This is a genomic window from Pimelobacter simplex, assembly GCF_900114845.1.
Taxonomy (GTDB): Bacteria; Actinomycetota; Actinomycetes; order Propionibacteriales; family Nocardioidaceae; genus Nocardioides; species Nocardioides simplex.
On sequence record NZ_FOUK01000002.1, the window covers coordinates 809,700 to 820,416 of the forward strand.

The 10,717-nt window shown below is 72.7% G+C and carries 9 protein-coding genes; 1 reads left to right on the forward strand and 8 read right to left on the reverse strand.

From position 1 onward, the window contains the following. Positions 1-51: 51 nt before the first annotated feature. The 7 genes from secA to BM223_RS11495 all read right to left on the reverse strand — a co-directional run bounded on the left by secA (position 52) and on the right by BM223_RS11495 (position 8,339). On the reverse strand, positions 52-2,940 hold the full coding sequence (gene secA, locus BM223_RS11465) for a preprotein translocase subunit SecA (RefSeq protein WP_038677779.1): 2,889 nt from the start codon (positions 2,938-2,940) through the stop codon (positions 52-54). 67 nt (positions 2,941-3,007) lie between these two features. Then, positions 3,008-3,385 carry a DUF4233 domain-containing protein gene (locus BM223_RS11470; protein WP_235319207.1) on the reverse strand — a complete coding sequence of 126 codons (378 nt, stop codon included), beginning with the start codon at positions 3,383-3,385 and terminating at the stop codon, positions 3,008-3,010. Beyond that, positions 3,382-4,734, reverse strand: a complete 1,353-nt coding sequence (gene folC / locus BM223_RS11475; protein WP_038677778.1) for a bifunctional tetrahydrofolate synthase/dihydrofolate synthase — start codon at positions 4,732-4,734, stop codon at positions 3,382-3,384. The genes BM223_RS11470 and folC overlap by 4 nt, the downstream gene beginning before the upstream one ends. Positions 4,735-4,746: 12 nt before the next feature. After that, the gene (locus BM223_RS11480) at positions 4,747-5,454 is read right to left on the reverse strand and encodes a class I SAM-dependent methyltransferase (protein WP_038677777.1); all 708 of its coding nucleotides are present in this window, start codon (positions 5,452-5,454) and stop codon (positions 4,747-4,749) included. Then, positions 5,451-6,233 carry an ABC transporter ATP-binding protein gene (locus tag BM223_RS11485; protein ID WP_038677776.1) on the reverse strand — a complete coding sequence of 261 codons (783 nt, stop codon included), beginning with the start codon at positions 6,231-6,233 and terminating at the stop codon, positions 5,451-5,453. The genes BM223_RS11480 and BM223_RS11485 overlap by 4 nt, the downstream gene beginning before the upstream one ends. Then, entirely contained in the window at positions 6,230-7,216 is a 987-nt protein-coding gene (locus tag BM223_RS11490; protein ID WP_038677774.1) for an ABC transporter substrate-binding protein, read from the reverse strand. The genes BM223_RS11485 and BM223_RS11490 overlap by 4 nt, the downstream gene beginning before the upstream one ends. A 31-nt stretch (positions 7,217-7,247) precedes the next feature. After that, a complete protein-coding gene (locus tag BM223_RS11495) occupies positions 7,248-8,339 on the reverse strand; it encodes a FecCD family ABC transporter permease (RefSeq protein ID WP_235319206.1) in 1,092 nt (363 codons plus the stop codon). 137 nt (positions 8,340-8,476) lie between these two features. Between BM223_RS11495 and BM223_RS11500 the strand changes: the two genes are divergently transcribed. After that, positions 8,477-9,664 carry a glycoside hydrolase family 43 protein gene (locus BM223_RS11500; RefSeq protein ID WP_052138379.1) on the forward strand — a complete coding sequence of 396 codons (1,188 nt, stop codon included), beginning with the start codon at positions 8,477-8,479 and terminating at the stop codon, positions 9,662-9,664. Here BM223_RS11500 and BM223_RS11505 read toward each other — a convergent pair. Next, on the reverse strand, positions 9,648-10,715 hold the full coding sequence (locus tag BM223_RS11505; protein WP_052138378.1) for a LacI family DNA-binding transcriptional regulator: 1,068 nt from the start codon (positions 10,713-10,715) through the stop codon (positions 9,648-9,650). The two genes, BM223_RS11500 and BM223_RS11505, sit on opposite strands and share 17 nt — an antisense overlap. Between the last annotated feature and the right edge of the window lie 2 nt (positions 10,716-10,717).

The window sequence follows — 10,717 nt, forward strand, 5'->3', positions numbered from 1 at the left end:
AGGCGTGAGTTTCGCCGGTCGACCGGCGATTTTGTCTCCGGGGCGCGAGCCTCAGCCGCGCAGCGCAACCCCCGTGGGACCACCGGGCGCGCCGTGGCAGCGCTTGTACTTCTTGCCCGACCCGCAGGGGCACAGCGAGTTGCGGCCGATGTCGCCGAACTCGTCGTCGGCGTTGGAGACGGTGCCGCTGCCGCGGACCTCCTCGTGACCGGTCTCGTCCGGCGCGGAGTAGGTGAGGTTCTGCGGCTGCTTCGGGGTGTCGAGGCCCTTGGCGGTCACCTTCGGCGCGGTCGCGCGGAGCTCGGCCGAGATCGACTCGAGGTCGATCTCGCCGCCCGAGCCGGCGCCGGCGCCGATGCCGACGGGGGGCTCGGAGAAGGCGCCCTCGTGCATCGGGCCCGCGTGGGCGCTGCCGTCGGCGTGGTAGTGGACCTCGTCCTCCTCCTCGACCTGGACCTCGAGGTTGAAGAGGAAGCCGACCGTCTCTTCCTTGATGCCGTCCATCATGGCGGCGAACATGTCGAAGCCCTCGCGCTGGTACTCGACCAGCGGGTCGCGCTGCGAGTAGGCCCGCAGGTAGATGCCCTCGCGCAGGTAGTCCATCTCGTAGAGGTGCTCGCGCCACTTGCGGTCGAGCACGGAGAGGAGCACGCGGCGCTCGAGCTCGCGGGCGACCTCCTCGCCGACCTCCTCCTCGCGGCGGTCGTACGCCGCGTGGGCGTCGGCCTTGAGGCGCTCGATGAGCTCGGACTTCTCGAGCGCGGCCTGGTTGCCGGCCTCCTCGGCCAGGTCCTTCCAGGAGATCGAGACGGGCCAGAACTGCTTGAGGTCGGTCCACAGCTGCTCGAGGTCCCACTGCTCGGAGAACTCGTCGAGCGCGCCGTTGACGAAGCCGGTGACGACGTCGTCGATGAAGGTGCGGATCTGGTCCTCGAGGTCGACGCCCTCGAGCACCTCGCGGCGCTCGCCGTAGATCACCTTGCGCTGGCGGTCCATGACGTCGTCGTACTTGAGGACGTTCTTGCGGGACTCGAAGTTCTGCGACTCGACCTGGCCCTGCGCGTTGGCGATGGCGTTGGTGACCCGCTTGTTCTCGATCGGGACGTCGTCCGGGATCTTGAGCATGACGAGCACGCGGTCGACCCAGTCGGACTTGAACAGCCGCATCAGCTCGTCCTGGAGGGACAGGTAGAAGCGGCTCTCGCCCGGGTCGCCCTGGCGGCCGGAGCGACCGCGGAGCTGGTTGTCGATGCGGCGCGACTCGTGGCGCTCGGTGCCGATGACGTAGAGGCCGCCGAGCTCGCGGACCTCGTCGTGCTCGGCCTCGACCTGCTTCTTGATCTTCTCGATCATCGCGGGCCAGGCGGCGTCGTACTCCTCGGCCGTCTCGCCGCCGGGCTCGAGGCCCTGCTTGCGCAGCTCGGCGTCGGCGAGGAACTCGACCGAGCCACCGAGCATGATGTCGGTACCACGGCCGGCCATGTTGGTGGCGACGGTGACCGCGCCCTTGTGGCCGGCGAGGGCGACGATCTTCGCCTCCTCGGCGTGGACCTTCGCGTTGAGGACCGAGTGGGCCACACCGCGCTTGGTCAGCTGCTGGTGGAGGTACTCGGACTTCTCGACCGAGACGGTGCCGACGAGGACCGGCTGGCCCTTCTCGTGCCGCTCGACGATGTCGTCGACGACCGCGTCGTACTTGGCCTCCTCGGTCCGGTAGACGAGGTCGGGCTGGTCCTTGCGCTGCATCGGCTTGTTGGTCGGGATCGGGACCACGCCGAGCTTGTAGATCTTGTCGAACTCGGAGGCCTCGGTGAGCGCCGTGCCGGTCATGCCGGAGAGCTTGTCGTAGAGGCGGAAGTAGTTCTGGAGGGTGACGGTGGCGAGGGTCTGGTACTCCTCGCGGACCTTGACGCCCTCCTTGGCCTCGATGGCCTGGTGCAGGCCGTCGTTGTAGCGGCGTCCGGCGAGCATGCGGCCGGTGTGCTCGTCGACGATGAGCACCTCGCCCTCCATGACGACGTACTCCTTGTCGTTGCGGAACAGCTCCTTGGCCTTGATGGAGTTGTGCAGGAACGAGATGAGCGGGGTGTTGGCCGACTCGTAGAGGTTGTCGATGCCGAGGTGGTCCTCGACCTTGGTGATGCCGTCCTCGAGGACCGAGATCGTGCGCTTCTTCTCGTCGACCTCGTAGTCGACGTCCTTGGTCAGCTGCTGGGCGATCTTGGCGAACTCGCCGTACCACTTGACCTCGTCCTGGGTCGGACCGCTGATGATCAGCGGGGTCCGCGCCTCGTCGATGAGGATCGAGTCGACCTCGTCGACGACGGCGAAGTTGTGGCCGCGCTGGACGCACTCCTCGAGCGAGGAGGCCATGTTGTCGCGCAGGTAGTCGAAACCGAGCTCGTTGTTGGTGCCGTAGGTGATGTCGCAGGCGTAGGCCTCGCGCCGCTCGTCGGGGCGCATGCTCGGCAGGATCACGCCGACGGTGAGGCCGAGGAAGTGGTGGACCCGGCCCATCATCTCGGACTGGAACTTGGCCAGGTAGTCGTTGACCGTGACGACGTGGACGCCCTTGCCCTCGAGGGCGTTGAGGTAGGCCGGCAGCGTCGAGACGAGGGTCTTGCCCTCACCGGTCTTCATCTCGGCGATGTTGCCCATGTGCAGCGCCGCGCCACCCATGACCTGGACGTCGAAGTGGCGCTGACCGAGCACCCGCCGCGCCGCCTCGCGGACGGTGGCGAACGCCTCGGGCATGAGGTCGTCGAGCGACTCCCCGTCGGCGATGCGCTTGCGGAACTCGTCGGTCATGGCCCGCAGCTCGTCGTCCGACATCGCCTTGAAGTCGTCCTCGATGGCGTTGACGGCCTTCGCGACGCCCTCGAGCTGACGAAGGATCTTGCCCTCTCCGATGCGGAGGAGCTTGTCGATGATCACTGGCACGCGGCCACTCTACCCAGCAGTCACCAAGGGCGAGAGCCGACGGCCCACGGTGGGCGGGGAGCCGCCGTCAGGAGGCTTGCTGACGGTCGTACTCGGCGAAGGCCGCGGCCCGCTCCCGCTCGATCTTGCGACCCAGCCCGTAGCCGGTCCCCCACAGCAGCGCGAAGACCGCGCCGAGGAAGTACATGAGCGGCGCGAGCAGGCCCAGCGCGATCGCGGCGACCTGGAGCACGTGGCCGATGACGTAGCCCGACTCGCGGCGCAGCATCCCGGCGACCAGCAGGCAGGCGAGCGCGAGGCCGAGGCCGACCGGCAGCGCGACGGCGGGGCGGACGTCGGAGATCCCGATCATCACGGGCGTCGAGAGGGCCACGGTGATCGCCTCGAGCGAGAGGACCGCGGCGCACATCGCCCGGCGCGGGGACTTCTGGCGCTCGTCGCTCACTTGCGGCCTCCGAGCAGCACCCGGGCCTCGCCGACGGTGACCACCGAGCCGGTGACCAGGACGGCGCCGGAGCTGAGCGCGTCGCGGCTGTCGTCCTCGGCCAGGGCCGCGGCGGCGTCGATCGCGTCGCCCAGGTGCGGGACGACGCTGACCCGGTCGTCGCCGAAGACCTCGCGGGCGACGACGCCGAGCTGCTCGGCGGGCAGCGCCCGCGCGGTGGAGTTCTGGGTGACGACCACGTGGGAGAGCAGCGGCTCGAAGGCGGCGAGCAGGCCCTCGGCGTCCTTGTCGCCCATCACGCCGATCACGCCGACGAGCGGGTCGAACTGGAAGGAGTCCTCGATCGCCGAGGCCGTGGCCTCGGCGCCGTGGGGGTTGTGGGCGGCGTCGAGCACGATCGTGGGGCTGCGCCGGACGACCTCGAGCCGGCCCGGCGAGGTGATCTCGGCGAAGGCCCCGCGGACGACGTCGTCGCCGAGCGGCTCGTCTCCCCCGACGAACGCCTCGACGGCGGCGAGCGCGGTGGCGGCGTTCTGCGCCTGGTGGGCGCCGTAGAGCGGGAGGAAGAGGTCGTCGTAGCGGCCGCGCAGGCCCTGCAGGGTGACGACCTGGCCGCCGACGGCCGCGGTCCGGGCGACGACGCCGAACTCGAGTCCCTCGCGGGCGACGGTGGCGCCGACCTCGGCCGCGCGCTCGAGGAGGACGACGGCGACGTCTGCGCTCTGCTGGGCCAGGACGGCGGTGGCGCCCGGCTTGATGATGCCGGCCTTCTCGCGGGCGATCTCGACGGCGGTGCCGCCCAGGTAGCTCGCGTGGTCGACGGCGATCGGGGTGATCACCGCGACGTCGGCATCGATCACGTTGGTCGCGTCCCACGAGCCGCCCATGCCGACCTCGACGACGGCGACGTCGACCGGGGCGTCGGCGAAGGCGGCGTAGGCCATGCCGACGACCGTCTCGAAGAAGCTGAGCGGGTGCTCCTCGGCCTGGTCGACCAGGTGCGTGTAGGGCGCGATGTCGTTGAACGCCCGGACGAACGCCTCGTCGTCGAGCGGCTCGCCGTCGACGCTGATCCGCTCGCTCATCTTCTCGACGTGCGGGCTGGTGAAGCGCCCGGTGCGCAGGTCGAGCGCGCGGAGCAGGGCATCGACCATGCGTGCGGTCGACGTCTTGCCGTTGGTGCCGGTCAGGTGGATCGACCGGTAGGCCCGCTGCGGGTCGCCGAGCAGCTCGGTGAACGCCTGGATCCGGTCGAGCGAGGGCTCGAGCCGGGTCTCGGGCCACCGGGACAGGAGGGCGTCCTCGGCCTCGGCGAAGGTCTGTGCAGGGCGCGCTACGGGCTCAGTCATGGCCCGCCGAGTCTACGGAGTCACGGCGCGCACGAGGAACTGCAGGCGCACCTCGTGGTCCGGCGCGACGCCGTGGGCACGGTCGAGCTCGAGGATGCCGGTGAGCGGGGTCACCGTGACGTCGGCGAAGCCGGCGGCGACGACGAGGTCGCGGGTCGCGTCGATCGAGGCGGCGTCGGCCAGCGGCAGCGCGGCGCGGACGCCGTCGTCGTAGAGGCGGACGAAGTCCTCGGAGGTGTCCCGGTCGAGCCCCTCGGGGAACCAGGTCGAGTCGACCAGCGTGAGCACGCCCCCGGGACGCAGCAGCCGGCGCCAGGCGGCGAGCGCCCGTGCGGGCTCGCGCAGCGTCCACATCAGGTAGCGGCTGGTGACCGCGTCGAACGAGGCGTCGGCGAAGTCGGGGGCGACGGCGTCGCCGCGGCGGAAGTCCGGGGCCCGATCGGCCCGCGCGGCGTGGGCGCGGGCCCGCGCGAGCATGCCCTCGGACATGTCGGTGGCGGTGACGTCGTACCCGAGGCCCGCGAGGAGCAGCGCGACGTACCCGCTGCCGGTGCCGAGGTCGAGGACGTCGGCGGGCGCGGGCGGCAGCGCGGCCGAGAAGACCTCGGCCCAGGCCGCCTGGTCGAGGGCGCGCCGCTCGGGTCGCTGCTGGTAGTCGTCGTAGGACGGCGCGCGGCCGGTCCAGTAGGCGTCGACGTTGTCCTGGACGTTCGTGCTCATGCGGGAAGCCTCTCGGGCGCGTGGTGCAGGGGGTGGAAGAGCAGCTGGGGGTGACCGCCGGCGTCGGCCCGGGTGGCGCCGATGCCGTAGACCTCGGCGATCAGGCCGGGGTCGAGCACCTCGTCGGGCGAGCCGGTGCGGACGACGCGCCCGGCGTCGAGGAGGACGAGGTCGTCGCAGTAGCGGGCGGCGAGGTTGAGGTCGTGGAGGACGACGACCGCGCTGGTCGCCACGGTCCGGACCAGGTGCAGGACCTCGTGCTGGTAGCGGATGTCGAGGTGGTTGGTGGGCTCGTCGAGCAGCAGGAACTCCGCCTCCTGGGCGAGCGCGCGGGCGACGAGCACCCGCTGCCGCTCCCCGCCGGACAGCTCGGCGAAGCGCCGCCGCGCCAGGTGCCCGGCACCGACGGCCGCGAGCGCCTCGGCGACGGCCCGGTGGTCGTCGGCGCCGGCGCGCTGGAAGGTCTTGAGCCGCGGGAGCCGGCCGAGCGCGACCATCTCGTGCACGGTGAGCATCGACTCGGCGTCGGACTCCTGGACGACGACAGCGACCTGCTGGGAGACCTCGCGCGGCGTCAGCGTCGCGAGCGGGCGCCCGTCGAGCGTGACCCGGCCGGCGGCCGGGCGCAGCGACCCGTAGAGCATCCGCAGCGCCGTGGTCTTGCCGCTGCCGTTGGGACCGAGCAGACCGAGCACGCGCCCCGGCCGGGCGGTGAGCGCGACCCCGCGCAGGACCGGCGCGGCGCCGTACCCGAACTGGAGACCCTCGGCGACGATCACGACTTCTCGCCGAACCTCTCCTGGATCTTCGCCAGCCCGTCGAGGGCCAGCGGCGTCGGCGGCTCGACGTAGTTGAAGAGGAGCGGCATCAGGTTGTCGTCGCGGACGGCGGCCATGCTCCGCGCACCCGGCAGCCGGGTGATCGCCTCGGCGACCTGCGCCGGGTCGCCCGCGCTGTGCAGCAGGATGAGCACGTCGGGGTCGCGGCCGATGAGCTCCTCGGGGGTGACCTCGAAGACCCGCTCGTCGGTGTCGGCGAAGACGTTGTCGAGGCCGGCCGCCTCGAGGATCGGGTGCGCCATGCTGCGGGTGCCGTAGGCGTAGGTGACGCCCCCGCCGACGGTCGGGTAGAGCACGGCCGCCGTCCGGCGCTCGCCGGTGCCGTCCGCGCTGAGCTCGGCGACCCGCTCCTTCAGCGCTGCGTTGGCCGCGGCGGCCTCGTCGGTGCGGTCGAAGACCTTGCCGTAGGTCTCCATCTGGGCGTAGACGTCGTCGAAGCCCGGGTCGTCGAGTCCCTCAGGGCACATCGCCGGCTCCTCGATGAGCGGGATGCCGACCTGGTCGAGCGTGGCCCGGCTGAGGTTGTCGATCTCGCCGAGGACGAGGTCGGGCTCCTTGCCGATGACGACCTCCTTCGAGACGAGGAGGTGGCCCGACGTGTCGGTCTTGCCGGTCAGCGCGGGGATCTTCTCGAGTGCGGCCCAGGTGGCGTCGTCGTAGTAGTCGCGGGGGTACTCCCCCGCGCGGGCGCTGACCCGGTCGAGCACGCCGAGCGCGGAGAGGTAGGGCACGGCCGCGCTCTTGAGGAGCACGACCTTCTCGGGGGCGGCGTCGAGGGTGACGTCGGCCCCGCAGTTCTCGACTGTCACCGGGTAGGGACCGGAGCCGCCCTCGGCGGAGCGGCCGCCGTCGGAGGAGAGCCCGCACGACGACAGGGCGAGGACGGAGGCCGAGGCGGTGAGGGCGATCAGGGCGCGGCGCATGGGGAGGTCTCCTGGGGGCAGGCGGGCGGGATCAGGCGGCGGTGGCCTGGAGGCGGCGGACGAGGACGAGCAGGAACGGTGCGCCGACGACCGCGGTGATGATCCCGATCGGGATCTCCTGCGGGGCGAGCAGCACCCGGGCGACGATGTCGGCCCAGATCAGGAGGATCGCGCCCATCAGGGCGGCGACCGGGACGGCGCGGACGTGCGCGGCGCCGACGGCCCGGCGGGCCAGGTGCGGGACGACGAGACCGACGAAGCCGACGCTGCCGGCCGCCGAGACGACGACGGCGATGCACAGCGAGACGAGCACGAGCAGCGCGGTGCGCAGCCGCTCCGGCGGGACGCCGAGCGCCAGCGCCGTCTCGTCGCCGACCGCGAGCGCGTCGAGCTGGCGGCCGAGCACGGTCAGCACCGCGACGGTCAGCAGTACCACGACGACCGCGACGGCGAGCGGCTGCCCCCAGCCGGCCAGGGCCAGCGAGCCGAGCAGCCAGAACATCACCGAGCGGGCGCCCTCGGCGGAGTCCGAGGCGAAGATGAGGAAGCTCGTCACCGCCTGCAGCGCGTAGCCGACCGCGACCCCCGCGAGCAGCAGCCTCGTCGAGGTGACCCGGCCGGCGGAGCGCGCGACGGCGTACACGAGGACGGAGGCGGCGAGCGCGCCGACGAAGGCGCTCCCCGACAGCACGTGCTCGCCGAGCCCGAGCGTGATCCCGAACAGGATGGCCGCCGCGGCTCCCGCGGACGCACCGGAGCTGACGCCGAGGAGATAGGGGTCGGCCAGGAGGTTGCGCACCATCGCCTGCAGCGCCATGCCGCTGACCGCGAGGCCGGCGCCGACGAGGGCCGCCAGCAGCACCCGCGGCAGCCGGACGTCCCAGATGATCGCGTCGCGCGGCGCGCTCCAGGTCTGCTCGCCCGGGGTGAGGAAGAGGTGGTGGCCGAGCACCTTCACGACGCTGTCGAAGGGGACGTAGACCGCGCCGAGCGCGATCCCGGCGACCACCGACAGGGCGAGCCCCACCAGCAGGGCGAGCATCCAGCGCCGGGCGCGGGCGGCCGTGCGGTCGGCGGGGAACGACGCGGGCTCGGCGGCGACGCCAGGGTCCAGGGCGACCACCGCGAGCTCCTCCCGTTGTTGCAACTTAAAGGCAACAACGAACCTATCGCGTCTGCCCCGGCGTCGTGGAACGGGGTCCGGGACGCCGGTCCGGCTCCTAGAGTGTGCGCACCACGGGAGGCGCGAGGGAGGCAGTGATGCGGGCACGGGTGCTGGCGAGCCTGCTCGCCGTCGCGCTCACCCTGACCGCGTGCACCGACGCCAGCACGCCACGGGCGGAGTCCGCGACGCCGTCGCCGAGCAGCGACGCGCCGCTGATCCCCGAGAGCACTCCCCTGCCCACCGCGCTGCCCAGCGACGTGCTGGCCGGCGAGATGCAGGACCTCGCCCAGCTCGCCGAGCGGCTCGCGCAGAAGCTGCCCGCCCAGCGGCGCCCCGCGCCGGTCGCGATCACCGGCGGCAGCGAGGAGTGGCGCCCGGGCGTGGCCTACCGCGGCTACTTCGCCGACCCCGACATCCTCCGGTACGACGGCCGCTGGTTCGCCTACGCGACCAACACCGCACACCTCCGGCTGCCCACGCTGACCTCGCGCGACCTGCGCACCTGGACCCCGCTCACCGACGCGGCGGGACGCCGTACCGATCCCCTGGCGGCGGGCGGCTGGGTGCGCTCGCGCGGCGGCGGGCAGGACCTGCGGGCGCCCGGCGTCGCCAAGGTCGGCGACGGCTGGACCGCCGCCTACGCCGCGCCGGCCGGCACCAGCGGCGGCGAGCGGCACAACTGCATCGGCCTGTCCCGCGGGCCCTCACCGGCCGGCCCGTTCCGTCCCGTCGGCGAGCCGCTCTGCTACGGCGACGCCCAGCTCGGCGTGATCGACCCCGACGTCTTCGTCGACGCCCAGCAGCGACCGTGGCTGTTGTGGAAGTTCTCCGGCGTGGTCGACCGGCGGCCGGCCGGCCTCTTCGTGCGCCGGCTCAACGCCGACGGCACCGGCTTCGCCGAGGGCTCGCAGACCCGCGAGCTGCTCACCCTGCAGGAGGCGTGGGAGGGCGACACGATCGAGAACCCCAGCATGGCGCAGTTCCGCGGGGTGACCTACCTCTTCTTCTCCGGCAACAACTACGAGACCGCCGACTACGCCACCGGCTACGCCATCTGCGCCGGTCCCGAGGGCCCCTGCGTGCGCCAGAACGGCGGCGCCCCGCTCCTCTCCACCGCCTCCACCGGACGGCTCGGGCCCGGGGGCGCGAGCGCCTTCGTCGACGGGCGCTCGCTCCGGCTCGTCTACCACGCGTGGGACCGGGTCGGGCGGATCCGGCTGCTGCACGTGGCCGGTCTCTGGCAGCGCCCCGACGGGACGCTCGAGGTCACCGACCCCGGGTGAGCCCCGGCGCCGGGCCGGTGGTCTCGCGGACCACGAGCTCGGTCGGGAAGCGGACGACCTCGCCCGGCTCCCCCTCCATCACCGCCAGCAGCAGCGCGACGCTGCGCTCACCGATCTCGCGCATCGGCGAGCGCACGGTGGTCAGCGGGACGGTGAGGTCGCCGGCGATCGGCATGTCGTTGAAGCCGACCACCGAGACGTCGCGTCCCGGGTGCAGCCCCTGGTCGCGCAGGCTGCCCAGCGCGCCGATGGCGGCGGCATCGCTCACCGCGAACAGCGCCGTGGGGCCGTCGCCGGCCCGGAGCAGCCGGTCGGCGCCCGTGCGGCCGCCCGCGGAGTCGAAGGTCGTCGGCACCACCCGGTCGGGTCGGACGGGGTGGCCCGCCTCCGCGAAGGTCTCGCAGAAGCCCCGGGTGCGCTCGATCGCGTTGCCGGCGTAGGGCAGGCCGGCCAGGACGCCGACCTCGCGGTGCCCCAGGGCCAGCAGGTGCTCGGCCGCCTGGCGCCCACCGCCGCGGTCGTCGGCGGTCACCGAGGGATAGGCACCGGCCCCGCGGTTGACCAGCACGAAGGGCAGGCCGGAGCGCTCGAGGACCTGGAGCGAGCTGCCGTCGGCGAGGGCGTCGCCGTGGATCAGCGCGTCGACGCCGTGGGCCATCAGCAGGTCGACGCAGCGGGCCCGGGTCTCGTCGTCGTCCCAGGAGTTCATCACCAGGGTCTGGTAGCCGTGCTCGGCCGCCGCCCGCTCGACACCCTCGTAGATCGTGGCCGCGACGGTGTCGGTCATCCGGGCCATGATCACGCCGACCATCCCGGTGCGCTGGCGGCGCAGCGCGGCCGCCTGGGCGTTGGGGACGTAGCCGACCTCGCGCGCGACCTGGCGGATCCGCTCGGCGGCCGCCGACGACGCCGACCGCGCGCCGGGCACGGTCGTCCCGTTGAGCACCCGGGACACGGTCGAGACGTGGTAGCCGGCCAGGTCCGCGACGGTCGCCAGCGTCGCTCGCCGCGCGCCGGCCCTGCCGCCCTTGCCCTGCCCCACGGCGGTCATCC

Bases quoted from the DNA above. Each gene is read 5' to 3' on its own strand.
- folC (WP_038677778.1), bottom strand. From the start codon at position 4,734: ATGACTGAGCCCGTAGCGCGCCCTGCACAGACCTTCGCCGAGGCCGAG.
- BM223_RS11480 (WP_038677777.1), bottom strand. From the start codon at position 5,454: ATGAGCACGAACGTCCAGGACAACGTCGACGCCTACTGGACCGGCCGC.
- BM223_RS11490 (WP_038677774.1), bottom strand. From the start codon at position 7,216: ATGCGCCGCGCCCTGATCGCCCTCACCGCCTCGGCCTCCGTCCTCGCC.
- BM223_RS11500 (WP_052138379.1), top strand. From the start codon at position 8,477: ATGCGGGCACGGGTGCTGGCGAGCCTGCTCGCCGTCGCGCTCACCCTG.
- BM223_RS11505 (WP_052138378.1), bottom strand. From the start codon at position 10,715: ATGACCGCCGTGGGGCAGGGCAAGGGCGGCAGGGCCGGCGCGCGGCGA.